We start from the raw sequence: 22,885 nt of genomic DNA, 5'->3' as shown, positions 1-22,885 counted from the left end.
TGACGTACGCTCGAGCCATGGGAATCTTCACCTCACAGCAGCCGCCGGAACCGGTCGGGGAAACCGCGCCGCCGGTCGACGAGCACCCGGGCAAGATCGCGGAGATGATCGCGCACCTGCGCCGCTCCGCCGACGCGCGCATCACCCATCCGCGCCGTTTCCGCGCCCAGCAGCTGCGGGCCCTGGAGAAGATGCTGGCCGAACGCAAGGAGGACTTCATCGCCGCGCTCGCCGAGGACCTGGGCAAGAGCGCGACCGAGGCGAAGTTCTCCGAGATCGACTTCCTGCGCACGGAAATCGACGTTGCCCAGCGCCACCTGGCCGAGTGGATGGACTCCACCTCGGTGAAGGTGCCGCTGTCGCTGCAGCCGGCGATGGCCAAGATCGAGCCGCGGCCGCTGGGGGTGGTGCTGATCATCGGCGCCTGGAACTATCCGCTGCAGCTGCTGCTGGCCCCGCTGATCGCCGCGATCGCGGCCGGCAACGCGGCGGTGCTCAAGCCCTCCGAACTGGCCCCGGCCACCTCCGGCACGATCGCCCGGCTGCTGCCGCACTACCTGGACCCGCGGGTGTACGCGGTGTGCGAGGGCGGGGTGGACACCGCCACCGAGCTGCTGGCCGCGCGCTGGGACCACATCTTCTACACCGGCGGGGCGCGGGTGGCGCGGATCGTGGCGCGGGCGGCCGCCGAGCACCTGACCCCCACCACGCTGGAGCTGGGCGGCAAATGCCCGACCGTGGTGGACAACCACCTGCCGGCCACCGCCAAGCGGATCGCGTTCGCCAAGTTCATGAACAGCGGGCAGACCTGCGTGGCCCCGGACTACATCCTGTCCATCGGGGACGCGGACGCGCTGGTTGACCGCCTGGCCAAGGCGATTAGCAGCTTCTACGGCCGGGACCCGATCAGCCACCAGGACTACGGGCGGATCGTCTCACGCCAGCACTTTGAGCGGCTCACCGGGCTGCTGGAGCACGGGCGGGTGGTCATCGGCGGGCAGAGCGACGCCCAGACCCTGCGCCTGGCCCCCACGGTGATGCGCGACGTGGAGCTGGACAGCCCGCTGATGACCGAGGAGATCTTCGGTCCGATCCTGCCGGTGATCGAGGTGGAGTCCTTCGACGCGGCCCTGCAGTTCATCGCCGAACGCCCCGCCCCGCTGGCCGCCTACCTGATGAGCGAGAACCCGCGGCTGCAGTCGATCTTCTCCGACCGGGTGCGGGCCGGGGCGATCGTGCACAACGCGCCGATGACCCACCTGATCGTCCCGACCCTGCCCTTTGGCGGCGTGGGGGACAGCGGCATGGGTTCCTACCACGGCAAGCACGGCTTTGAGCGGCTCTCGCAGATGCGTCCGGAGCTGAACAAGACCACGGTGATCGACACCCTGAACGCCGTCTACCCGCCCTACTCCTGGGCCAAGCGCAAGTTCATCGACAAGCTCATCTAGCCCCGGCGCCGTGGCGGCGGGCTACACCTGGCCGGCCAGCGCGGCGTCCACGATCTGGCGGGCCTCGGCGAGCACCTGCTGCAGGTGCTCCTGGCCCACCGTGGATTCGGCGTAGATCTTGTAGATGTCCTCGGTGCCCGAGGGCCGGGCGGCGAACCAGGCGCGCTGGCTGGAGACCTTCAGCCCGCCGATCGGGTAGCCGCTGGCCTCGGTGGCCTTGGTGGTGATCGCGTCCCCGGCCAGCTGCGTGGCCTGCACCGCCTGCGCATCAAGCCGGCCCAGCACCTCCTTCTGCTGCAGGTCCGCCGGCGCGTCGAAGCGGGCGTAGTAGCTGGTGCCGTGTTCCCGCACCAGCTCGGCGTGCAGCTGGCTGGGGGACTTGCCGGTGACCGCACGGATCTCGCTGGCCAGCAGCGCCAGCATGATCCCGTCCTTGTCGGTGCTGAACGGGCGCCCGTCCCGGGTCAGGAAGGAGGCCCCGGCCGATTCCTCCCCGCAGAACACCGCCCGGCCGGTGGCCAGCGGCTGCACGAAGTACTTGAAGCCCACCGGTACCTCCAGCAGCTGGCGGCCGTGGGCGGCGATGACCCGGTCGATGAGCACCGAGGAGACCAGGGTCTTGCCCACCTGCGCGTCCCCCGGCCACTGCGGGCGGTGGGTGAGCAGGTAGTCGATGGCCACGGCCAGGAAGTGGTTCGGGTTCATCAGCCCGGCGTCCGGGGTGACGATCCCGTGCCGGTCCGCGTCCGCGTCGTTGCCGGTGGCGATGTCGTAGCTGCGGCGGTTCGCCACCAGGGAGGCCATCGCATCCGGGGAGGAGCAGTCCATGCGGATCTTGCCGTCCTTGTCCAGGGTCATGAACCCGAACCGCGGGTCCACCCGCTCGTTGACCACCTCCAGGTTCAGCCCGTAGCGCCGCCCGATTTCCCCCCAGTAGTGGGCCGAGGCCCCGCCCAGCGGGTCGGCGCCAATGCTGATCCCGGACTCGGCGATCGCGGCGAAGTCGATCACCTCGGCCAGGTCGGTGACGTACAGTTCCCGGAAGTCGAACGCCTCGGCGTCCGGTTCGGCCCGGCGGATCTGCCCGGATTCAAGCAGCTCGTTCGCGCGCTGGGCGATCGGGCCGGTGATTTCGGATTCGGCCGGCCCGCCGTGCGGCGGGTTGTACTTGATCCCGCCGTCGGCCGGTGGGTTGTGCGACGGGGTGATGATCAGCCCGTCGGCCTGCTGGCCGCCGGCGGCGTTGTGCACCAGGATGGCGTGGCTCAGCGCCGGGGTGGGGGTCAGCCCGTCCTCGGCCAGCACGCGCACCGAGTTGCCGGCCAGCACCTGCAGCACGGTGCGGTACGCCGGTTCGGACAGGGCGTGGCTGTCCTTGCCCACGTACATGGGACCGGTGATCCCGGCCGAGACGCGGTAGTCCACCACCGCCTGGGTGATCGCGGCGATGTGCGCCTCGTTGAAGGAGTCGTTCAGCGAGCTGCCGCGGTGCCCGGAGGTGCCGAAGGAGACCCGCTGCCCGGCCTGCTGCGGATCGGGAACGCGGCTGAAGTATGCGTCCAGGACCTCCTGCAGGTCGATCAGGTCTTCTTCGCGTGCCGGCTGTCCCGCGCGTTCGTGTGCCATGCCCATCCTTTGTCTGCCAGGTCAAGAGTCTGCTACTAGGCATCCTATCGGGGTTGGCCGTGCGCGCCGCGCCGGTTTCCCTGGTTCCCGGACGGTTTATAGGATGGAGGCGATGAGCTACCACCCGTACCCCCAGAACACCTATGTGCCCCCGCCGCAGCCCACCGGACTCTCGGTGGCCTCCCTGGTCCTGGGAATCCTGTCCCTGCTTGGATTCCTGGTCATCATCTTCATCCCCCTGGCCGGGGTGATCACCGGCCACCTGGGGTACCGGCGCGAGCCGGCCGGGCGCGGGATGGCCCTGGCCGGGCTGATCACCTCCTGGGTGGGGCTGGTGCTGGCGCTGCTGTGCTACGCGTTCATCATCTTCGTGTTCTTCTTCTCCGCCTCGTTCTACACCGACCTGAACCAGAGCGTGTACTCCGACTACGCCTAAGGGCGCGCAAACACGCCAATGGCCTGGCCCCCGCATGGGGACCAGGCCATCGTGTGTTTGCGGGGACCTGCTAGTGCACGGTGCCCATCAGCTTCTTCAGCGCCGGGGTGGCGGCGAACATCGCCAGGCCCAGCACCACCGCGGTGCCGCCCAGCCACAGGAAGTAGGCGACCTCATTGCCCTCGGTGTAGTACCCGGCCAGCACGCCGGACAGGGTGGTGCCCAGCGAGACCGAGAGGAAGAACAGGGCGATCATCTGGGTGCCGAACGCGGCCGGGGCCAGCTTGGTGGTCACCGCCTGGCCGATCGGGGAGAGCAGCAGCTCGGCGATGGTGCACAGCAGCAGGATCCCCACCAGGGCCAGCAGCGGGGTCTTGGCCAGCGAGTTCAGCGGGATGAAGCACAAGAAGGCGATGCCCACCACGACCAGCGACAGGCCGAACTTCACGCTGGTGCGCGGCTGGCGGGAACCGAGCTTCGTCCACATGGTGGCGAACACCCCGGCCAGCAGCACGATGAACACCGGGTTGATGGACTGCACCCAGCTGGCCGGCATTTCCCAGCCGAACAGGTGGCGGTCCAGGCGTTCGGCCGAGTACGCGGCGATGAAGGTGAACTGCTGCTGGAACAGCGCCCAGAACGCGGCGGAGGCGATGTAGAACGGGATGAACGCGTACACGTGCTTGCGTTCGGTCGCATCCACCCGGGGGCTGCGCAGGATCAGCACGAAGTAGATGATGCTGGCGGCGATCACCACGTAGGCGATGGTGGAGGCCAGGTTCTCGGGGGTGACGATCTTCAGCGTGAAGGCCAGCACGATGACCACCAGCACGGCGGCGAAGATCAGCAGGTAGCGCTTGCGCTCAGCGGTCGGCAGCGGGTTGGCGACCTGGCGCACCGACTCGGGCAGGTTCTTGCGTCCGAACCCGTAGATGACCAGGCCCAGGGCCATGCCCACCGCAGCGGCGCCGAAGCCCACGTGGAAGCCGAAGTGCTTGTGCAGCAGCCCGGTCAGCAGCGGGCCGACCAGCCCGCCGATGTTTACGCCCATGTAGAAGATCGAGAAGCCGGCATCGGCCTTCGGGTCCTCCTTGGAGTACAGCGAGCCGACCAGGGCAGTGGCGTTGGCCTTCAGCCCGCCCGAGCCCACGGCCACCATCACCAGGCCGATGGCCAGGCCCACCACGCCGGGCAGCAGCGCCAGGGCCAGGTGACCGCCCATGATCACGATCGCGGAGATGAACAGCACCCGTTCCGGGCCGAGCAGGCGGTCCGAGACCCAGGCCCCCAGGATGGTGCTCAGGTAGACCGCGCCACCGTAGGCGCCCACCAGCGACAGCGCCAGGCCCTGCTCCATGCCCAGGCCGCCCTCGGTGGCCGAGAAGTACATGTAGTAGGCCAGCAGTGCCTGCATGCCGTAGAAGGAGAAGCGTTCCCACATCTCGACGCTGAACAGGTTGGCCAGCGCGCCGGGGTGACCGAAGAAGGTCTTGCCCGTGCCGGTGGTGCTCGGTGAAACAGTAGACATGCGTAACATTTTTCGCCCTTCTTGACTTCGATGCCTACTTTTGCGATAGATCTCACACGGTTTGGTGGATCACAGCCTGTTATGCTTCGGCCAGCAGCTGGTGTGCCAAAATGAGCAGTTTTTCCTCGTTGGCGTGGGCTGAAATGAGCTGAATGCTCATTGGCATGCCATCGGCGGCGGTGGCCACCGGGACGGTGATCGCCGAGCACCCGGCGACGTTGACCATCGAGGTGTATGGGGTGTACTGGCACTGCAGCCGGTAGTCGGTGTCCGCGTCATGGCGGGTGTAGTAGCCGATCGGCGGGGGCGTGTGGGCCATCGCCGGGGTGGCGATCACGTCATAGGCCGACCACTGGGCGATGAAGTCCGCGGCGATCTGCTTAATCCGGGTCGCGGCGCCCAGCGAGACCTGCGCGCTGCGCTGGCGGGAGCGGCGCCGGTAGTCCCGGGCCAGGGTGCCCAGCAGTGATTCGTCGCCGATCGCCACGTCCTTCAGCCCGTTGGTCCACACCGTGGCGAACGTTTCGGGGTAGTCCGGGGCGTAGCGCAGGTCGGCGGGCATGACGTGGTGGCGGTGCTCCAGCAGCCGCAGCCCGCGCTCGAACGCGGCCCGCGCGTCACTGCTGAGCCGGATCTGGTAGACCGGCTCAAAGGGGGAGTGGGTGCTGTAGCCGATGCGCAGCCCGCGCAGCGCGTCCACCGGCCCGTCCTGCAGGGCCGGCAGGTAGCGGTCCTGGCCGAGCATCGCATCCAGCAGCAGGGCGGTGTCCTTCGCATCGCGCCCCAGCGGACCGCTCACGGTCAGCTTCGGGGCGCCGAAGCGGTCCAGGTAGCCCTCGGCGACATCGGCCGGAACCCGCCCGAGCGCCGGCTTCAGGCCCACCAGCCCGCAGGCCGCGGCCGGGATGCGCACCGACCCGCCCCCGTCGCTGCCAGGGGCCAGCGGCAGCAGCCCGGCGGCCACCGCCGCCGCCTGCCCGCCGGAGGATCCCCCGGAGGACAGCTGGGGGTTCAGCGGGTTGCGGGAGGGGGCGGCGATCAGGTTCTCCGAATAACTGCTCAGCCCGAACTCCGGGACCTGGGTCTTTCCGGTGATGACCACCCCCTCGGCGCGCAGCCGGGCCACCAGCGGGTGGTCGCGTGCCGCCACCAGGTGCGGCACCGCCCTGGACCCGTAGGTGGTGGGCATCCCGGCGACCTCGTTCAGGTCCTTGAACGCGATCGGCATCCCGTGCAGCCGCCCGATGGGCCCACGCATGAACTGGCGGTCCGCGGCCGCCGCGGCCTGCAGCGCCCGCTGCTCCACGTGCACGAACGCGCCCAGGGAGGCGAAGCGTTCAATGCGCCGCAGGTAGTGTTCGGTCACTTCCCGGCTGGAGACCTCCCCGGCGGCCAGCTGGTTGCGCAACTTCAGGGCGGATGACGTCAACATGTCTGCTTTCGATGCTCGAACTCATTAGTCTTATAAGCAAACACCCTATGCGAGAGGAACGCTAACCATGAGTGACTTCGAGACCGTCTCGGTGACCGAGGTGCCCGACGGGGCGCTGATCCTGGATGTGCGCGAGGACTTCGAATGGGTTGAGGGCCACGCCAAGGGCGCCACCCACATCCCGCTGGGCCAGCTTCCCGAACGCTTCGAGGAACTGGATCCGGATGTGGACACCTATGTCATCTGCCGCACCGGGGGCCGCTCCGCCCAGGCCTCGGCCTGGCTGACCGGGATGGGCTACTCGGTGTACAACATTGCCGGGGGCTCGGACGCGTGGATCGAGGCGCAGCTGCCGATGGAATCCGAAAACGGGCAGGAGCCGGCCGTTCGATGAGATATGCCTACCTGGGCCCGTCGGGAACCTTCACCGAGGCCGCCCTGCTGCAGGTTCCCGGCGCGGACGAGGCCGAGCGGGTCCCGGCCGCCAACGTGAACGAGGCGCTGGCGATGGTGCTGGAGGGCTCGGTGGACGGGGCGATGGTGCCGATCGAGAACTCCGTGGAGGGCGGGGTCTCGGCCACCCTGGACGCGATCGCCCGGGCCGACCACCTGCAGATCGTGCGCGAGGTGCTGGTGCCGATCACGTTCGTGCTGGCGGTGCGTGAGGACATCGACGCGCTGGAGCAGATCACCCAGATTTCCACGCATTCGGTCGCCTGGGCGCAGTGCCGCGGCTGGGTACAGGCCAATATTCCCGGAGCGGAATTTATCCAGGGCTCCTCCACCGCGGCCGCCGCCGTGGGGCTGCAGGACCCCGAACAGCACCACCAGGCGGCGATCTGCTCGCCGCTGGTGGCCCACGACCGCAACCTGAAGGTGCTGGTCGAGGGCGTGGAGGACAACCTGGGGGCGGTCACCCGCTTCTTCCTGGTCACCCGTCCCGGACCGCTGCCGGCGCCCACCGGGGTGGACAAGACCACCCTGATTGTCCCGCTGCCCGAGGACAAGCCCGGCGCGCTGATGGCGCTGCTGGAGCAGTTCGCCGCGCGCGGGGTGAACCTCTCACGCATCGAGTCCCGGCCCACCGGCACGGGGCTGGGCAGCTACTTCTTCTCCGTGGACATCGACGGGCACCTGGCCGAGGAGCGGGTCGCAGCGGCGCTGACCGGGCTGCACCGATTGTGCCCGGATCTGAAGTTCCTGGGCTCCTACAACGCCGCGGAGGGGATCACCCCGAGCATCGACTCACACAACTCCAACGAGGCCTTCATCCGGGCCCGGGAATGGGTGGGCCAGCTGCTGCACCGCCTCTAGGCGGTGCGGATGCGCAGCGCCGACGGGTTGATCCAGGCCTGCAGGGTATTGACCATGCCGGTCGGGTCCCCGTCGATCTGCGTGTTCATCGGCTCCGTGCAGCGCAGCGAGACCTTCTTGGTCTTGTAGAAGGAAATCACCGGGATCTCGTTCTTCGCCCGGAACGCGGTCTTCAAAAAGATCCACACCCACCCGGCCGCCGAGCGCGGGGAGAGCACCACCGCGTCCAGGATCCCGTCATCGAGCTTCGCCTCGGGCACGAAGTCCAGGCCCTGCAGCTTGCCGCAGTTGGCGAACAGCACCGAACGCACCCGGCGGGTCTGCCAGGGGCCGTCCCCGAGCTGGAAGGAGACGCGCTTGCGCTGCCCGGGCAGCTGGCGCAGCCCGGCCTCCGAGTAGGCCAGCCAGCCGACCCGGCGCTTGAGCTGCTCGTCGGTGTCGTCAAAGAGGTCCGCGTCGGTGCCCACCCCGGCGATCACCAGGAACGCGTGGTCCGCCTCCGTGCCGTTCAGGTGCTGCAGGCGCAAATGCCCCACGTCGATGCGCCGCACCCGGCCGCGCACCGCCAGCAGCGCGGTGGTGTGCACATCGTCGATCGGGATCTCCAGGTTGCGGGCCAGCAGGTTGCCGGTGCCCAGCGGCAGGATGCCCAGGGTTGCCTCCGCGCCCTCGATCACCTCGGCCACCGCGCGCACCGTGCCGTCCCCGCCGGCGGCCAGGATGGTGTCGCACCCGGCCTGCAGCGCCTGGCGCGCGCCGCCCTGCCCGGCGTCGTCCACCGTGGTCTCAAACACCAGCGGCTCGGGCAGCCCGGCCTCGGCACACACCCGACGCACCGCGTGGCAGGCGGTTTCGGCTTGTGACTTGGAGGGATTGACCACGATGGCGACCTGGCCGGCCGCGACCTGCTCCACCTCATCCGGTTCCCGGCTCAGCGGGCTGCTGGGTTCGATGAGCTTGCGCACCGACCGCCAGCTCAGCAGCGCGGCCACGCCGGCGCCGCCGGCCAATGAAGCGATGATCACGCGGTTTCTATGCATAGTGACTTCATCGTACTCATGGTTGCTACGCTTATCTTGTGATCGACCTGAAAATGCTCACCGATAATCCGGACCTGTACCGCGCCTCGCAGCGTGCCCGCGGCGCCGACGAGACGCTCGTTGACCAGCTGCTGGACGCCGATGTGGCCCGCCGTGAAACCATTGCCGCCTTCGAGACGCTGCGCTCGGAGCAGAACGTGTTCTCCAAGAAGGTCGGCAAGGCCAAGGGCGAGGAGCGCGCCGCCCTGCTGGCCGAGGTCAAGGACCTGGCCGCGAAGGTCAAGCAGGCCCAGGCCACCGCCGACGCCGCCGCCGCGAAGGCCAGCGCCCTGCAGCGCTCCATCCCGAACCTGATCGTCGAGGGCATCCCCTCCGGCGGCGAGGACGACTTCACGGTGCTCAAGACCGTGGGCACGGCCCGCGACTTTGCCGCCGAGGGCTTCGAGCCGCTGGACCACCTGCAGATCGCCGAGAAGCTGGACGCGATCGACATGGAGCGCGGGGCGAAGGTCTCCGGTTCGCGCTTCTACTTCCTGAAGGGGATCGGCGCGCGCCTGGAGATGGCGATGATGAACATGGCCCTGGACCAGGCGGTCTCCTACGGGTTCATCCCGATGGTCACCCCGACCCTGGTGCGCCCGGAAATCATGCAGGGCACCGGCTTCGACGTCGAACACGATGACGAGATCTACCGCCTGGAACGCGATGACCTGTACCTGGTGGGCACCAGCGAGGTGGCGCTGGCCGGCTACCACGCGAACGAGATCATGGACCTGTCCGACGGGCCGCTGCGCTACGCCGGCTGGTCCTCCTGCTACCGCCGCGAGGCCGGGGCCGCGGGCAAGGACACCCGCGGGATCATCCGCGTGCACCAGTTCAACAAGCTGGAAATGTTCGTCTACACCACGATCGAGCAGGCCGAGGCGGAGCACGCCCGGCTGCTGGCGTGGGAAGAGGAAATGCTGGCGAAGATGGAGCTGCCCTACCGGGTGATTGACACCGCCGCCGGGGACCTGGGCATGAGCGCGGCCCGCAAGTTCGACTGCGAGGCGTGGGTGCCCACCCAGGGGACCTTCCGCGAGCTGACCTCCACCTCGAACTGCACCACCTTCCAGGCCCGCCGCCTGAACATCCGTGAACGCCAGGTGGTGGACGGCAAGGCGGGCAAGACCCGGGCCGTGGCCACCCTGAACGGCACCCTGGCCACCACCCGCTGGATTGTGGCGATCCTGGAGAACCACCAGAACCCGGACGGCACCGTGAACGTGCCCAAGGCGCTGCAGCCCTACCTGGGCGGGCTGGAAGTGCTGTCCTAGCACGCCCGCGAACGCCACGGCCGCCGGTAGGGTACCGGCGGCCGTGGCGTTTTTCGCCTCATGCCTCGACTTGGACGCCCAGCGCGGCCGGGCGCTGGACCCCGGCGTCCCGGCGGGCCGGGTTGCGGCGCAGCAGGCGCATCGCGTTGCCGATGACCACCAGCACCGAGGCCTCGTGCACCAGCATGCCCAGCGCCATGGTCACCCCGCCGGTGAACACGCCGGCCAGCAGCAGCACCACGGTGGCCACCGCGATGATGATGTTCTGGCGCATCACCCGCACCGTGCGCCGGGCCGCACCGATCGCCTGGGGCAGGCGCAGCAGGTTGTCCCCCATCAGCGCCACATCGGCGGTTTCCACGGCCACCGCCGAACCGGCCGCGCCCATGGCCACCCCGATGTCCGCCGCGGCCAGGGCCGGGGCGTCGTTCACCCCGTCGCCGACCATCGCGACCGTGTGTCCGCCGCGCTGCAGTTCGCGCACCATCTCCAGCTTGTCCTCGGGCAGCAGCGACGCCCTGACCTCGGTGATGCCGGTGCGGGCGGCGATCGCGTGCGCCACCGGGGCGCTGTCCCCGGTGAGCATGACGATGCGCTTGACCCCCACCGCGCGCAGCTCGCGCACCATCTGCGCGGCGTCGGCGCGCACCGTGTCCGCGACCGCGACCACCCCCAGCACCTGACCGTCCAGCGCCACCAGCATCGGGGTCTTGCCGGCGGCGGCCAGTTCCCCGGCCGCCGCGGCCGCCCGCGCTCCGGGCGCCAGCCCGTGATCGGCCAGCAGGGCGGGGTTGCCGATCAGGATCCGCTGGCCGGCGGAGCGGGCCAGGATCCCCTTGCCCAGCACCGGTTCGACCTGCTCGGGCAGCGGCACCACCAGGCCCCGCTGCGCGGCGGCCGTAAGGATCGGCTGGGCCAGCGGGTGCCCGGAGCCGGCCTCGCCGCGGGCGGCGACCTCCAGCAGCTGCGCGGCGTCCACGCCCCGGCCGACCGGCACCAGGTCGGTCAGCTGGGGGCGGCCTTCGGTCAGGGTGCCGGTCTTGTCCACGGCCACCGTGTCAATCCGTGCCGCCTGCTCCAGATACTCCCCGCCCTTGATCAGGATCCCGTCCTTCGCGGCCCGGCCAATGCCGGCCACCACCGCCACCGGGATGGAGATCACCAGGGCGCCGGGGCAGCCGATGACCAGCAGGGTCAGGGCCAGCACCACATCGGAGGTGAGCAGCCCGGCCACCAGCGCCAGCAGGATGATCGCCGGGGTGTACCAGGTGGCGAACCGGTCGAAGAAGCTTTGCGTGCGGGCCCGGGCGTCCTGCGCCTCCTCGACCCGGTGGATGATGCGCGCCAGGGTGGTGTCCGCGCCGATGCCCTCGGCCACCACCTGCAGGAAGCCGCTGGTGGCGATGGTGCCGGCGAAGACCTGGTCCCCGGCGGCCTTGTCCACCGGCAGGGACTCCCCGGTGATCGAACTTTCATCCACCCCGGCGCTGCCGTGCTGCACCCGGCCGTCGACCGGGACCTTCGCCCCGTCCTTGACCAGCACCAGCTCGCCGACCAGCACCTGCCCGGCCGGCACGCGGTGCTGCTGCCCCTCCCGCAGCACCACCGCCTCGTCCGGGGCCACGGCCACCAGCGCCGAGAGCGCCGAACGGGTCCGGTCCAGCGTGGCGGCCTCCAGGGCGTGCCCGACGGCGAACAGGAACGTCACCGCGGCCGCCTCCCAGTAGTTGCCGATCACCACGGCACCGGCCGCGGCCACCGTGACCAGCAGGTCGATGCCCACATGCCGGCCCCACAGTGACCGTCCGGCGGCCAGGGCGATCCGGTACCCGGCCAGCACCGCGGCGGCGACCATGAACACGTCGCCGGCCGGCTGCTGGCCCAAGCCGGCGGAGAGCAGGAGGGAAACCAGGATCAGCGCCCCGGAAACGGCGGGGATGAACCAGCGTCCGGCGGTCAGCCGCCGCAGCGTTTGCCACACCTTGTGCATGATCATCACGCCCTCTAGAACGCCGCCGGGACGGCCTTGTAGCCGGCCTTGGCGATGGCGGAGACCAGGTCCTGCACGCTGGCGCGCTGCGGGTCGTGCTGCACCTGGACACGGGAGGAGGCGAAGTGCACCTTCACCTCGGTGACCCCATCCAGCTTCTTGACCTGCTTTTCAATCTTTCCCACACAGGACGGGCAGGAGAATCCCTCGGCGCGCAGCGTGGTCCAAATGCTGGTCGTGGTGCTCATGATGGCTTTCCTTTCGCAGGTTGCGTCCTTCCCGGTATCCCAGGAAGTACCTTCACCCTACGAACGGGCCCCGACCCCCACCATGATCTGCGTCAGTTAACCGCACATACGCTCTGGCTAGTAGTTTTCAGCGATCTCCGTGAGCCTTGCGCGGTCGGTCAGCGCCGTCCAGCGCCGCCCGGTCTCGATGATGCCGGCCTTGCGCAGAGAGCTCATCGCCCGGGAAACCGATTCGGGGCTCGCCCCGGTGATCCCGGCTAAATCGGCGCGGGAGAGTGGGAACTGGATCAGCTCACCCTGCCGGCTGGGGGTGCCGAACTTGTCTGCTAGGCGCAGCAGGGTCGCGGCGACCCGGCTGGCCACCGGGGCGGCGTAGTGTTCGGCCAGCGTGGAGCGGGTGGTGCGCAGCTGCCCGGCCAGGGCGTTGAGCACCTGCAGCGCCACCGGGGGGAACTGCCCCAGGATGTTTTCGAACGTGGCGTTGTCCATCCGCAGCGCGCAGGTGGTGCTCAGCGCCTGCACGGTTTCCGGGTAGCGGTCATGGCCCAGGGCCGGCACCCCGCCGAACAGGTCGCCGGGGCCCAGCAGGTCCACCACCACTTGCTGGCCCTCGGCGGTGTCGTGAAACGCCTTGGCCCGCCCGGACGCCATTACGTACAGGTCGCTGGCCGGCTGTCCGGCCGCATACAGGTGCTCACCCTCCGCCCAGGCCAGGGACTGCATTTGGCCGTCAATGACCCGCAGCTGCTGCTCGGAGAGGCCGCGGAAATACGGGACCTGGCCGAGCACCCGCAGACGCACCGGTTCCGGGCAGCTGTGCGGCTGGCCGCACCCCTGGGCCAGTGGCGTGTGGCGCCGGGTGGCCGATGGTTCGCGCATTGTTGCTGCCCTCCTGCAAAATGGGCGCTCTTATGCTCAGGTTTACCACGAAGTCGCCGCACGTTCATCGCACATGTGCGCCGCATCATCGCCAATTGTGGGACAAGATGGTTCACTGGGGTTATGACAGTCATGACCAAGACCGGCAACGAAGACCGGTTGACCAACGATAAGTTAATGGTGTGCCTAGACGTTGACGGCACCATCGTGAACCATCAGGACCAGATGAGCCAGCAGGTGCGCAGCGCCGCGCGCGAAGTGGTGGGCGCCGGACATGAAGTGGTGATTTCCACCGGCCGCTCCTTGGGCGCCGCCCTGCCCGTGGTGCAGGAACTGGGCATCGAGCACGGCTATGTGGTGGCCTGCAACGGCGGGGTGCTGGCCAAGGTGACCGGAGAAGAGGTGGAGGTCATCCACCGCGAGATTTTTGACCCCTCCCTGGTGTTGGCCACCCTGTGGCGCACCCTGCCCAACGCGAAGTACGCGTTGGAGAACGAGCGCGGCGAGTTCCTTTCCAGCGAGCAGTTCAGCGACGTCAGCTTCGGCGCCCCGGCCAGGGTCGTCGACTTTGAGGAGCTGGTGAACAGCAAGGCGGTGCGTGTGGTGGTGTTCTCCACCGACTCCAGCGCCGAGGAGTTCGGCCGTGCCGTGCACGGGCTGGGACTGTCGGGGGTCACCTACTCGGTGGGCTGGACCGCCTGGCTGGACATCGCCGCCGAAGGCACCACCAAGGCCAGTGGCCTGGAACGGCTGCGCGGGATCCTGCGCTTTGCCCCGGAGCAGACCATCGCGGTCGGGGACGGGCGCAACGACATTGAGATGCTGCAGTGGGCCGGGCTGGGGGTGGCCATGGGCCAGGCCCCAGATGAGGTCAAGGCGGTCGCCGACTCGGTGACCGATTCGGTGTGGGACGACGGTCTGGTGCCGGTGCTGCGCGGAGTCCTGGCGCGCTAGGCTGCGGCGTCGGTGGCGGCAGGCAGCCAGCAGGCCTGGGCGATCAGCGAGGGTGAAGGATTGCGGTAGACCGTGGTTGGCGGTGGGGCCAGTGACTGGTAGACCGCCCCGTCGGGGGTGGTGATCCGGATGGTGTGCGGGTCCTCCCGCACCACCCTTTCATGCCATCCCGGGGTTTCCTTGGCCTGGTTGCACCAACGGCACCGGTAGTTCGTGTTGCGCACGTTGGTCAGGCCCCCGGCCCGCCACGGGGTGATGTGGTCAAATTCGGCGGCGTCGTTGTCGCAGTACGGGGTGCGGCAGCGCACGTCCCGGATCTGCAGGAAGTCCTTGAGGTTCTCCGGGACGGCGCGGGCCTTGGAATCCATCGCGATCAGCTCCCCGGTGCCGGGGGCCGTGAACAGGCGCTGGAGCTCCGGGAAGACCCCGATCCGGTCGCTGAGCTCCTCGGTGTCCTCATTCCACTTCGCATCGTAGAGCCGGGTGTCCATCTCCGTGACCAGGCTGCGCGCATACTGGGCCGGCACGAAGCCGTAACCGCACAGGTAGGCCGGCTCCCGATCCCCAAGCAGCAGCGTGCGGTCGGTCATGATCAGCTTGACGTCCACGAACACCGGAAGCTTCGCGGCGTTGCCGGTGATGGACTGGCGGGTGAGCAGATCGGTCATCAACTGGGCCATGCTGCGCTTGTCCCCGGCCGCGCGTTCCCGCCTGGCCCGCCGCTTCAGGCTGGTCTCCAGGCCCACACCCTCCTCCAGGGGCAGCTTGGCGCGCAGCCACACGCAGTCCTTCCCGCGGGTGAAGATCACGTGGCGTTCCTCCGCGGCCTTGCCGATCCGGTCGGCCTTCTCGATGCTCTCATGGCGCATAGTGAAGCGTTCGACCGCGTCGCGGCACCGCTTGGTGCCCAGGTCCTGGAACATCTCCGGTTCGCGGGCAAAAAGCTCATCGAATTCCCGACGACGGCGGGCGTTCACGTCCGTCAACGGGCCGGTGATCGCCAGGATCTGGCGTTCGGAAAGATGCCCGCGCTCAAAACTGGCGCACAGGTTGGGAAGGTCCTCCACCAGCATCCGGCAGGCCTGAAGATAGGAGCGGGCCCCCTGCTGGGACTGGCGCCGGGCCATGGCCACCGAGGCCGCGGCACCGCGCTCAAACTGGTCGATGTTGATGCAGCGGTCCTCCGCATCCAAGATCGTGTCCTTTTCCAGGCGGTAGGCCAGCTTGGCCTGCATGGCGCAGTAGCTGGCCTTGGCGCTTTCCAGCTGACGCAGCGCCTCCGCGCAGTCCCCGCGTTCCCCGGCGCGCAGCAGGATGTCCACGCGGCGGGTGAGCTGCTCGATCAGCTCGGCCACCTCATCGTGCAGGCAGCCCTCAGGCATCTGCTGCCTGATCTTCCGCTCCGCCTTGCGGCGGCGGCTGTGTTCTTGCTGGTCCATACTTCCAGCGTAGGTGTGACCCCCGACACTTTGGGTCCGGCTGCGGGGCAGCGCGCAAGATGGTTCGAAAATCTTTTCGGGCGCCGGCGTGCTAGCCCGCGTCGGCCAGCTGCAGCAGCCGGGCCACCCCGGCCCGGGCGTCGTGCTCGTCGTTGAACCCCGAGCGCACGATCGCCGCGGAGACCGCCTGCGGGGTGATGTCCAGGGCCTGGGCGATCGCCCGCTGCTGCCCGCGGACCCCCGGGGTCATCAGATCCACCACCGCCCATTCGGCCTCGGTGCGGGTGCGGATGGACTGGCCCAGCAACCGCAACAGCCCCTCGATGCCCGTGTCCAGCTCCGCCGCCGGCCCCGAGACGCAGATCGGAACCCGCTCCCCGCGGTGCCCGGCCGCCTGCAGCGCACCCAGCGCCCGGCGCAGCGCCCGCCCGTCGATCTGCTCGGCATCCTCGGGCACCGGAGTGTGCAGCGGGCCGATGCCCAGCCCGATGTTGCAGAAGTTCAGCCGCGCCACCCGCAGCACCGCGTCCACGGCCGCCGCCGCATCCGCCGGCATCCCCAGCAGCAGCTGCCCGGACAGCGCGGTAAACGGTGCGTGGGTGTGCACCTGGCCCAACTGGTGCCACAACGCCTCTCCGGCCGCGGCCACGTCAGTGACCGAACGGGGCCGGGGGCTGAGCGCAACGACAAACATGGCTTAAGTATTGCGTGCCAGGCCCGCTTTGTCCTGATGTTGCGCGAATCCGGCCCGGCGCGCGGGCGGCGGTGACCTAGGCTGGTACCGCAGGGAAACTGAAGGAGAGCGCATGGCAGAGGTCATAGCCGGGCGGTTTGAGCTGATCGAGCACATTGCCCAGGGCGGCTCGGGTTCGGTGTGGCTGGCCCGGGACCTGCAGTGCCGGCGGCGCTGCGCCGCGAAGGTGATGCGCCAAAGCTACAGCGGGGAGCTGCTGCGCTTCGTGCGCGAACAGGGCGTGAAGTTCGACCACCCCCATCTGCTCACCCCCTACGGGTGGGCGGCCGTGGATGACCGGGTGGTCATCGCCTCCCAGCTGATGCGCGGCGGAAACCTGCACACCGCCCTGCAGGACTACGGGGCGATGAGCCCCGAGCTGACGGCAGAGGTGCTGGCCCAGCTGCTGGAGGCGCTGGGCCACGTGCACGCCGCCGGGTGGATCCACCGGGACGTGAAGCCGGCCAATGTGCTGCTGGAGCTGACCGGGACCGGGGTGCCGCGGGTGCGGCTGACCGATTTCGGGATTGCCGCCCACATGGACCAGCCGCGGCTGACCCAGCTGGGGATCACCGTGGGCACCGACGGCTTCCTGGCCCCGGGGCAGCGGGCCGGCGCCGACCCGGAACCCGCCCAGGACCTGTACGCGCTGGGGGTGCTGGGGGTGCAGCTGCTTGACCCGGCCCTGCACGGCCCGGCGCTGCGTGAGCGTTGCGAGGCGCTCTCCGGCCAGCCACCCGCCGGGCCGCTGGAGCGGGTGCTGGTTGGGCTGCTCAGCCCCCAGCCGGATGATCGGCAGCGGGCGGCCGCCCGGGCCCCGGAACTGCTGGCCGGGCTGCGCAACCGGGAAGGCTACCGGGTGGCCTCCGGGGAGGTGTTCGAGGTGTTCGACCACTTCCCGCCCAACGAGGCGCCGGACCCGGCAGGGCCAGACGCCGCGGTGCCGCCGCAGCCCGAACCGGCGATCGCACGGGAAGCGGAAGCGGCCCAGCGCCGCGGCGCACCGCGCAAGGCGCTGCCCTGGGCGCTGCTGGCGCTCGCGGTGCTGCTCGGGGCGCTCTCGCTGTGGCTCATCGGGGCGGACCAGGGGGCGGGACAGGACGCGGGGCAGGGCAGCACGGACCCGGCACCGCAGCAGCAGACACCCGGCCCCGAGCCCGGCACGGCGTCCGCAGCGCCCAGCACCCCGGCCAGCGCGCCCAGCACTCCGGCCAGCAAGCCGTCGGCCAGCGACCCGGGGGTGGAGATCAGCTCCAATGTGCAGGCTGGGGAGCAGTGCACCGTTCTGGAGGCCGGGCTGAAGGTGCGCGGGCTGGATGATGAGCAGCTGCGCTGCGAAGAAGGGGACACCGGGTACCGATGGCACCCGATGTCCCCGTCCCCCTAGGGGCGCGCTAGGCGCGTTTGCGGCGCAGCAGCCACAGCCCGGCAAAGCCGGCCAGCGCCACCGCCGCCCCGCCCAGGAATGCGCCGAGCTGGGCGCCGCTGGGCAGCCAGGAGGAGGAACCGGCCCCTGCGGCCAGGGCCTGGCCCTGCTCGCCGATTTCCGGCTCCCAGGCGCCGGTGTTCTTCGCCTCCCCGCTGACCTCAACGGCCAGCGAATAGTTCAGCGGATTCAGTCCACGCGGGTCATTAGCGGTGCCGGCCACCGCGATGTAGTAGTCGCCGGGCACCCGCAGGCCGAACCTTCCCCCGTAGCCGTCCACCAGGTCGCGGGAGACCTCGCTGAGCGTGCTGCGGGTGACCGAGGCGCCCACATCCTCCCGGGAGAGCTTGTCCCAGCTCGTGCCGGCCACGTCCGGAGCCAGCAGGGGGGAATAGGTGCCGGTGGCCAGCCCGGAGGCGCTGGCGTTCTCGGAGGGCTGCACGCTCAACCGGTAGCTCAGCCGCTGACCCTCCGAAAGGTGCACCTTGTAGTACTTGACCTCGTAGGGCAGCACCGAATCGGCGGAGATCGTGCCGGCGGAAAGCCCGGTGGCGGTGGCGAAACCGCTGCCGCCGGACACCGGGCTCGGCTCCCCGCTCAGGCTCACCGAGACCGGGGGCTGCTGTTCGGGCATCACCCCGGACAGCGAGGTCGGATCCACCGCCGGTTCGACGCTGACCCGCAGCTCCACCGGCACCTCGTCCTGCGCCTGCCACTGCCCGGTGCGCTGCAGCTTCAGGTACACCGTGTCATCCTCGTTGGAGAAGCAGGTGGAGTAGGTGTCCTTCGCCGTGGTCTGCAGGTGCAGGACCGGCAGCGGGGTGGAATTGCTGCGGGAGATCGAAGCGTTCGAGTTGCCGGCGCAGGCGCGCCCCTGCGAATCAAGCAGCTCGGCGCGCAAGCGCATCGATTCGCGGCTGGTGGGTTCGCCCATCATGTCCACGATCGGCTGGCCGCTGACCGTCAGGCGCTCGCCGTCCTGGATGTCGGGCAGCTTGTAGTAGCGGGCCTGCTCCTCACCGGTGACCGGCAGGCGGTCCTGGTGGGCGCCCGCCTCCAGCCGGGGCGCCGAATCCATGGAATCCGAGCCGGTGATATCGGCGCCCACCGGCTGGTGCGCCAGGATCTTGCTCTCCGGGCTCTGCTCGGCCACCGCGGCGGTGGCGCCCTGGGCCACCAGGGCCAGGCCCAGCGCCGTGCTCAGTACAAGCTTCCTCATGGCCGTCCCTTCGGCTCGTTGTTCTGGATCTGGGTGGTCGCCGGTTCCACGACCGCCGTGGCGCGGTGGCGCTGCAGGAAGCTGCCGGCAGCCAGCACGGCCGCGGTGATCAGCAGCCCGGCGGTGAACCAGGGCCACAGCGGGCCGCTGGAGGGGCCTGCCTGCCCGGTGGCTTGCGGCTGCTGGCTGGGCTCCGGCTGATCCTGCTGCTGTTCGGCGGGGGCCGGTTCGGCTGAAGCCTGCCCGGCATCCTGGTCGGTGTCCGGTTCGCCGGCCGGTTCGCCCTCGAAGATCGGCGCGGCGCCCGGGAAGGGCTGCTCGGTGCCGGTGACCTCCACGGCCAGCTCGTATTCGAAGGGCACCGCATTGGACTTCTGCTGCCAGGTGTCGGAATACACCACCACGTAGTAGTCCCCGCCCAGGTAGGCGTCCTTGCCGATCGAACCGGAACGGTTGGACTGGTCGACCGCGGTGCGCATGTTCAAGGTCGCCGTGGAGTTCGTCTTGGAGCGGTACAGGGAATTTTCCCCCACCATCTGCACCTGCTCGCGCACCGCCGAGTACACCGCCACGCCCACCTTGTTGGTGCCCGCTTCGGTGTTGTTCCCGCTGGTGGCGCGCAGGTTCAGCTTCTGCCCGTTGCCCACGTGCACCTTGTAGTAGCGTCCCTCGCTGGTCAGTGCGGAGTCGGCATAGATCTTCCCGGACTCGATGGGCAGCGCGTCGTTGAAGCTGGAGCCGCCCAGCACCGGGTCCGCCTGCCCGGTCACGGTGACGGAGCTGGGTTCATCGGCCTGGCGCGCCTCGGCGCCCAGCAGCGTGGCGTCCACGGCCGGTTCCAGCACGTAGAGCAGCTCCACGTCCATGGGGGCGTCCTTTTGCAGTTCCCCGTCGCGGGTCACCCTGGCGAACAGTTCGCCGGTGCCGTCGGCGAAGCAGCCGGTGGAGGCGTCCTGGCGGTACTCGGGGCTGTTGACGTAGCCGCTCATCGGGCGGCCGAGCTCACTGGTGTTGGAGTTGGCGCTCTGCGCGGAGGTGCACTCGCGCCCCTGCCCGTTGACCAGCTGCACCCGCACCCGGCCGGAGGCCACGGTGGCGTGGTCGTAGGTCTGGTCCGGGATCATGGTGGCGGAGAAGTGGGCGCGCTCGCCGGGCTTGAGCGGACCGATCTTGTAGTACTTGGTGGTGCCGTCCTTGCTGACCCAGCTCTCGGTTTCCCCGCGCTCCAGGGTGTCCAGGTACTGGCCGGGAACCATGGTGGGGGCCTCATGCATCTGGGTGGCTCCCTGAATCGGGGCGCCGGCCGGGGTGTAGCCGGCGAAGGCGCGCAGGGTGCGCACCGTCAGCTCCTGCTGCAGCGAGTCGGCGTCCTGGGCGGTGACGTAGCTGCCGCCGGTGGTCTTGGCGATGCATTCCAGTTCGGCCCGGGCCTTGGAGTTCACCTTGAAGCCGATGGTGTGCACGGTCAGGTCGATGCCCTGCCCGGCCAGGTCCTTCGCCGCGTCACAGGCCGGGGGCTCGAAGCAGTTCTCCTCGCCGTCGGAGACCAGGATGATCGACTTGGGGCCCTTGACCTGCTGCAGCTCCTTGGCCGCGTGCAGCAGCGAGGCCCCGATCGGCGTTTCGCCCACGGCCTTCAGCCCGTCCAGCTTGCCGGCCAGCTCCTTCTTGTCCACCGGACCCGGTTTCTGCACGGTGGTGATGTCATCGCACTTCTTCGGGGTCTTGGAGCCGTAGACGACCAGGCCCATCGACGCGTCCTGGGGTGCGTTGTTGATCAGGTGCTTGGTGGCCTTCTTCGCGGCGTCGATGCGGGTGGTGCCCTTCCCGTCCGCGTCCTTGGCCAGCATGGAGCTGGAGTAGTCCATGACCACCATGACCGGCTGCAGTTCGGCGGCCGGGGGCTCATCGGCCTGCGCGGCGGCCAGGGGTGCCGCGCAGAGCAGCCCGGTGGCCAGCAGCGCCACGAGGCGGGTCAGATAGCGGGGCATCTCTCGATCCTTCCGTTGCGAGTGTTTGCAAAAGCAAATATAGCTCATGCGTTTGCAAATGCAAACGTCCGTGGGAAACTATTTCCATGGACAACACCATCGAACAGCAACGGGCCATCTATGGCACGTCCCTGGCCGAACGTTTCGGCGCGGTGATGAAGGATTACGGGTTGTCCCAGCGTTCCCTGGCCGCCGTGCTGGGCATCAGCGCGCCGATGCTCTCCCAACTGATCGGCGCCCGGCGCATCAAGATCGGCAACCCGGCGGTCTACGGGCGGCTGCTGATGCTCGAGGCGCGGGTGGGCGAGCCGGACCGGCAGGCGGTGCTGCGCGAGGTGCAGGCCGCCGACGCGGTTACCGCCACCCACTCCGAGACCCCGCGCACCGGCGCCGGGCGCGCCGGGGCCCTGGACTACCTGCGCGGCAGCGACCCGCAGCTGCTGCGCCGGCTGGCGCAGGTCGCCGGGCAGGGCGGGGACCAGGCGCTGGCGCAGTTGTTCACCGAAGCGGCCGACCGGCCCGGAACTACGCCCCCGCCGGCTGCGGCGCGGGCAGGCGAATGATCGTGTAGCGGAAGAAGAACTGGGTGGCCGGGCCAATCAGCAGCGCATAGACCACGGTGCCCAGCCCCACCGGGCCGCCCAGCGCCCAGCCCACTCCCAGCACGCCCAGCTCGATCAGCGTGCGGATCAGCCGGATCGACCAGCCGGTGCGCAGGTGCAGCCCGGTCATCAGCCCGTCGCGGGGTCCGGGCCCGAAGTGGCAGCCGATGTACAGCGCACCGCCCAGCCCGTTGATGAGGATTGCGGCCAGCAGCACGCCCAGCTGCCAGCCCAGCCCCTGCACCGGCGGGATCAGCCACAGGAACAGGTCCAGGCCCACCCCGATCAGCACCACATTGGCCAGCGTCCCCAGCCCGGGCCACTGGCGCAGCGGAATCCAGGCCAGCAGGACCAGGGCGCCGACGATGATCACGATCGTGCCCAGCGACAGCGGCAGGTGTTCGGCCAGGCCCAGGTGCAGCACATCCCACGGATCCACCCCCAGTCCGGCGCGGATCATCAGCGCCATCGCCAGCGCAAAGAGCAGCAGGCCGGTGATCAGATTGAACAGGCGCACCGGCAGGCGCCCGGCCCGCAGTTGCTGGACGGGGGTGAGGTTGGTCAGGCTCATGATCCATCCAGCCTAGGACCAGGACGCGAACCGGGGCCAAAAGCCGCGGGACGCGGCCGGTCACAATGTGCCCAGCGCCACTTCCAGCGCCCGGGCCAGCTCGTTTAGATCCCGCGGCCCGGCCGCGTGGTTGTTCCCGGTCCCCGCATCGGTCTCCGCCCCCACCGTGGCCGTCTGCCCGGCCGGGCGCAGCGCCGGAACGTGGATGAACAGGGCCGGCAGCGGCATCCGGTAGGCCAGGTAGGCCACGTGGTTGCACACGAAGCGCCCGGCGTCCTGGGAGACGCGGGCGCCGAACCCTGCCGCGTTCAGGGCCGCGGTGAGCGGTTCGGGGTCCAGGGTGCTGGCCACCCGCGGCGGCCCGGCGGTGATCGGGCGGCTGCGGGGCTGGGCGCCGTCATTGTCCGGGATCCTGGCGTCATCCTCATTCACGCCCCAGCGTTCGGGGGTGATCCGGCTGCGGCCCCCGGCCTCGCCCAGGCAGATCAGCGCCTGCGGGCGGTGCTCGGCGACCAGGTGCTGCAGGGCCGGGCCGGAACGCGCGAAGGAGACCGGCAGCAGCGCCGTTGCCAGGGTGTGCTGCCCGACCCGGGAGGGCAGCAGGGCCAGCACCTGGCCGCTGGCATTGAAGTGATCGGAACCGAAGGGCTCAAAACCGGTGACCAGAAGACGCATGCCTCCCATTATCGC

Annotated in this window: 21 protein-coding genes; 8 read left to right on the top strand and 13 right to left on the bottom strand. The window is 69.5% G+C overall.

Features of this window, described 5'->3' with window-relative positions; translation table 11 throughout:
• Window positions 1–17: 17 nt before the first annotated feature.
• On the top strand, window positions 18–1,451 hold the full coding sequence (locus FDN03_RS00755; RefSeq protein ID WP_138173151.1) for an aldehyde dehydrogenase family protein: 1,434 nt from the start codon (window positions 18–20) through the stop codon (window positions 1,449–1,451).
• Window positions 1,452–1,472: 21 nt separating this feature from the next.
• On the opposite strand, the gene pgm is transcribed toward FDN03_RS00755, so the two are convergent.
• Window positions 1,473–3,077, bottom strand: coding sequence for a phosphoglucomutase (alpha-D-glucose-1,6-bisphosphate-dependent) (pgm, locus tag FDN03_RS00750; protein ID WP_138173149.1), 1,605 nt, complete (start codon window positions 3,075–3,077; stop codon window positions 1,473–1,475).
• A 112-nt stretch (window positions 3,078–3,189) separates the two neighbouring features.
• On the opposite strand from pgm, the gene FDN03_RS00745 reads away from it, so the two are divergent.
• Window positions 3,190–3,513: a DUF4190 domain-containing protein gene (locus tag FDN03_RS00745; protein WP_171021078.1), complete on the top strand. Its 324-nt coding sequence runs from the start codon at window positions 3,190–3,192 to the stop codon at window positions 3,511–3,513.
• Window positions 3,514–3,583: 70 nt separating this feature from the next.
• Here FDN03_RS00745 and FDN03_RS00740 read toward each other — a convergent pair whose 3' ends face one another.
• Complete coding sequence (locus tag FDN03_RS00740; protein ID WP_138173145.1) at window positions 3,584–5,041, bottom strand: oligopeptide:H+ symporter; 1,458 nt, start codon at window positions 5,039–5,041, stop codon at window positions 3,584–3,586.
• Window positions 5,042–5,120: 79 nt separating this feature from the next.
• The gene (locus tag FDN03_RS00735; protein ID WP_138173143.1) at window positions 5,121–6,473 is read right to left on the bottom strand and encodes an amidase; all 1,353 of its coding nucleotides are present in this window, start codon (window positions 6,471–6,473) and stop codon (window positions 5,121–5,123) included.
• 67 nt (window positions 6,474–6,540) lie between these two features.
• Here FDN03_RS00735 and FDN03_RS00730 point away from each other — a divergent pair, with 67 nt between their 5' ends.
• Window positions 6,541–6,867, top strand: a complete 327-nt coding sequence (locus tag FDN03_RS00730) for a rhodanese-like domain-containing protein (RefSeq protein ID WP_054821759.1) — start codon at window positions 6,541–6,543, stop codon at window positions 6,865–6,867.
• Window positions 6,864–7,787: a prephenate dehydratase gene (gene pheA / locus FDN03_RS00725; protein WP_138173141.1), complete on the top strand. Its 924-nt coding sequence runs from the start codon at window positions 6,864–6,866 to the stop codon at window positions 7,785–7,787. The genes FDN03_RS00730 and pheA overlap by 4 nt, the downstream gene beginning before the upstream one ends.
• On the opposite strand, the gene FDN03_RS00720 is transcribed toward pheA, so the two are convergent.
• On the bottom strand, window positions 7,784–8,827 hold the full coding sequence (locus FDN03_RS00720; protein WP_138173139.1) for a diacylglycerol kinase family protein: 1,044 nt from the start codon (window positions 8,825–8,827) through the stop codon (window positions 7,784–7,786). The genes pheA and FDN03_RS00720 overlap by 4 nt on opposite strands.
• A 38-nt stretch (window positions 8,828–8,865) precedes the next feature.
• On the opposite strand from FDN03_RS00720, the gene serS reads away from it, so the two are divergent.
• The gene (gene serS / locus FDN03_RS00715) at window positions 8,866–10,143 is read left to right on the top strand and encodes a serine--tRNA ligase (protein WP_138173137.1); all 1,278 of its coding nucleotides are present in this window, start codon (window positions 8,866–8,868) and stop codon (window positions 10,141–10,143) included.
• Between the two features lie 58 nt (window positions 10,144–10,201).
• Here the strand turns inward: serS and FDN03_RS00710 are convergent, their stop codons facing one another.
• From FDN03_RS00710 to FDN03_RS00700, 3 genes are all read right to left on the bottom strand, one after another.
• The gene (locus FDN03_RS00710) at window positions 10,202–12,139 is read right to left on the bottom strand and encodes a cation-translocating P-type ATPase (RefSeq protein WP_249354144.1); all 1,938 of its coding nucleotides are present in this window, start codon (window positions 12,137–12,139) and stop codon (window positions 10,202–10,204) included.
• Window positions 12,140–12,147: 8 nt separating this feature from the next.
• Window positions 12,148–12,381, bottom strand: coding sequence for a heavy-metal-associated domain-containing protein (locus tag FDN03_RS00705; RefSeq protein ID WP_054822077.1), 234 nt, complete (start codon window positions 12,379–12,381; stop codon window positions 12,148–12,150).
• 117 nt (window positions 12,382–12,498) lie between these two features.
• The gene (locus FDN03_RS00700) at window positions 12,499–13,260 is read right to left on the bottom strand and encodes a Crp/Fnr family transcriptional regulator (protein WP_138173135.1); all 762 of its coding nucleotides are present in this window, start codon (window positions 13,258–13,260) and stop codon (window positions 12,499–12,501) included.
• A 123-nt stretch (window positions 13,261–13,383) separates the two neighbouring features.
• Between FDN03_RS00700 and FDN03_RS00695 the strand changes: the two genes are divergently transcribed.
• Entirely contained in the window at window positions 13,384–14,214 is an 831-nt protein-coding gene (locus FDN03_RS00695; RefSeq protein WP_138173133.1) for an HAD family hydrolase, read from the top strand.
• On the opposite strand, the gene FDN03_RS00690 is transcribed toward FDN03_RS00695, so the two are convergent.
• Window positions 14,211–15,653: an HNH endonuclease signature motif containing protein gene (locus FDN03_RS00690; RefSeq protein ID WP_138173131.1), complete on the bottom strand. Its 1,443-nt coding sequence runs from the start codon at window positions 15,651–15,653 to the stop codon at window positions 14,211–14,213. The genes FDN03_RS00695 and FDN03_RS00690 overlap by 4 nt on opposite strands.
• A 91-nt stretch (window positions 15,654–15,744) precedes the next feature.
• Window positions 15,745–16,347 (bottom strand): hypothetical protein, encoded by a 603-nt coding sequence (locus tag FDN03_RS00685; protein WP_138173129.1) that lies wholly within the window; start codon window positions 16,345–16,347, stop codon window positions 15,745–15,747.
• 112 nt (window positions 16,348–16,459) lie between these two features.
• Between FDN03_RS00685 and FDN03_RS00680 the strand changes: the two genes are divergently transcribed.
• Window positions 16,460–17,773 (top strand): serine/threonine-protein kinase, encoded by a 1,314-nt coding sequence (locus tag FDN03_RS00680; protein ID WP_138173127.1) that lies wholly within the window; start codon window positions 16,460–16,462, stop codon window positions 17,771–17,773.
• A 7-nt stretch (window positions 17,774–17,780) separates the two neighbouring features.
• Here FDN03_RS00680 and FDN03_RS00675 read toward each other — a convergent pair whose 3' ends face one another.
• Together FDN03_RS00675 and FDN03_RS00670 are read right to left on the bottom strand one after the other, a co-directional pair.
• Entirely contained in the window at window positions 17,781–19,031 is a 1,251-nt protein-coding gene (locus FDN03_RS00675; RefSeq protein WP_138173125.1) for a hypothetical protein, read from the bottom strand.
• On the bottom strand, window positions 19,028–21,022 hold the full coding sequence (locus FDN03_RS00670) for a VWA domain-containing protein (RefSeq protein ID WP_171021077.1): 1,995 nt from the start codon (window positions 21,020–21,022) through the stop codon (window positions 19,028–19,030). Before FDN03_RS00670 ends, FDN03_RS00675 begins: the two co-directional genes overlap by 4 nt.
• 86 nt (window positions 21,023–21,108) lie before the next feature.
• Between FDN03_RS00670 and FDN03_RS00665 the strand changes: the two genes are divergently transcribed.
• On the top strand, window positions 21,109–21,585 hold the full coding sequence (locus FDN03_RS00665; RefSeq protein ID WP_138173121.1) for a DNA-binding protein: 477 nt from the start codon (window positions 21,109–21,111) through the stop codon (window positions 21,583–21,585).
• Here the strand turns inward: FDN03_RS00665 and FDN03_RS00660 are convergent.
• Together FDN03_RS00660 and FDN03_RS00655 are read right to left on the bottom strand one after the other, a co-directional pair.
• Complete coding sequence (locus tag FDN03_RS00660) at window positions 21,548–22,195, bottom strand: hypothetical protein (RefSeq protein ID WP_138173119.1); 648 nt, start codon at window positions 22,193–22,195, stop codon at window positions 21,548–21,550. The two genes, FDN03_RS00665 and FDN03_RS00660, sit on opposite strands and share 38 nt — an antisense overlap.
• 60 nt (window positions 22,196–22,255) lie before the next feature.
• The gene (locus FDN03_RS00655; protein ID WP_138173117.1) at window positions 22,256–22,870 is read right to left on the bottom strand and encodes a pyroglutamyl-peptidase I; all 615 of its coding nucleotides are present in this window, start codon (window positions 22,868–22,870) and stop codon (window positions 22,256–22,258) included.
• Window positions 22,871–22,885: the final 15 nt, after the last annotated feature.

It is taken from the genome of Glutamicibacter sp. V16R2B1, assembly GCF_005774635.1.
Taxonomy (GTDB): domain Bacteria; phylum Actinomycetota; class Actinomycetes; order Actinomycetales; family Micrococcaceae; genus Glutamicibacter; species Glutamicibacter creatinolyticus.
This window is presented reverse-complemented; position numbering and strand designations above follow the sequence as displayed.

Coding starts and splice junctions, on each gene's coding strand:
- FDN03_RS00690 (WP_138173131.1), bottom strand. CDS start 15,653: ATGGACCAGCAAGAACACAGCCGCCGCCGCAAGGCGGAGCGGAAGATC.
- FDN03_RS00670 (WP_171021077.1), bottom strand. CDS start 21,022: ATGCCCCGCTATCTGACCCGCCTCGTGGCGCTGCTGGCCACCGGGCTG.
- pheA (WP_138173141.1), top strand. CDS start 6,864: ATGAGATATGCCTACCTGGGCCCGTCGGGAACCTTCACCGAGGCCGCC.
- FDN03_RS00720 (WP_138173139.1), bottom strand. CDS start 8,827: ATGCATAGAAACCGCGTGATCATCGCTTCATTGGCCGGCGGCGCCGGC.
- FDN03_RS00735 (WP_138173143.1), bottom strand. CDS start 6,473: ATGTTGACGTCATCCGCCCTGAAGTTGCGCAACCAGCTGGCCGCCGGG.
- FDN03_RS00660 (WP_138173119.1), bottom strand. CDS start 22,195: ATGAGCCTGACCAACCTCACCCCCGTCCAGCAACTGCGGGCCGGGCGC.
- FDN03_RS00655 (WP_138173117.1), bottom strand. CDS start 22,870: ATGCGTCTTCTGGTCACCGGTTTTGAGCCCTTCGGTTCCGATCACTTC.
- FDN03_RS00695 (WP_138173133.1), top strand. CDS start 13,384: ATGACAGTCATGACCAAGACCGGCAACGAAGACCGGTTGACCAACGAT.
- FDN03_RS00710 (WP_249354144.1), bottom strand. CDS start 12,139: ATGATCATGCACAAGGTGTGGCAAACGCTGCGGCGGCTGACCGCCGGA.
- FDN03_RS00685 (WP_138173129.1), bottom strand. CDS start 16,347: ATGTTTGTCGTTGCGCTCAGCCCCCGGCCCCGTTCGGTCACTGACGTG.
- FDN03_RS00740 (WP_138173145.1), bottom strand. CDS start 5,041: ATGTCTACTGTTTCACCGAGCACCACCGGCACGGGCAAGACCTTCTTC.
- pgm (WP_138173149.1), bottom strand. CDS start 3,077: ATGGCACACGAACGCGCGGGACAGCCGGCACGCGAAGAAGACCTGATC.
- FDN03_RS00665 (WP_138173121.1), top strand. CDS start 21,109: ATGGACAACACCATCGAACAGCAACGGGCCATCTATGGCACGTCCCTG.
- FDN03_RS00675 (WP_138173125.1), bottom strand. CDS start 19,031: ATGAGGAAGCTTGTACTGAGCACGGCGCTGGGCCTGGCCCTGGTGGCC.
- FDN03_RS00755 (WP_138173151.1), top strand. CDS start 18: ATGGGAATCTTCACCTCACAGCAGCCGCCGGAACCGGTCGGGGAAACC.
- FDN03_RS00705 (WP_054822077.1), bottom strand. CDS start 12,381: ATGAGCACCACGACCAGCATTTGGACCACGCTGCGCGCCGAGGGATTC.
- FDN03_RS00700 (WP_138173135.1), bottom strand. CDS start 13,260: ATGCGCGAACCATCGGCCACCCGGCGCCACACGCCACTGGCCCAGGGG.
- FDN03_RS00745 (WP_171021078.1), top strand. CDS start 3,190: ATGAGCTACCACCCGTACCCCCAGAACACCTATGTGCCCCCGCCGCAG.
- FDN03_RS00680 (WP_138173127.1), top strand. CDS start 16,460: ATGGCAGAGGTCATAGCCGGGCGGTTTGAGCTGATCGAGCACATTGCC.
- FDN03_RS00730 (WP_054821759.1), top strand. CDS start 6,541: ATGAGTGACTTCGAGACCGTCTCGGTGACCGAGGTGCCCGACGGGGCG.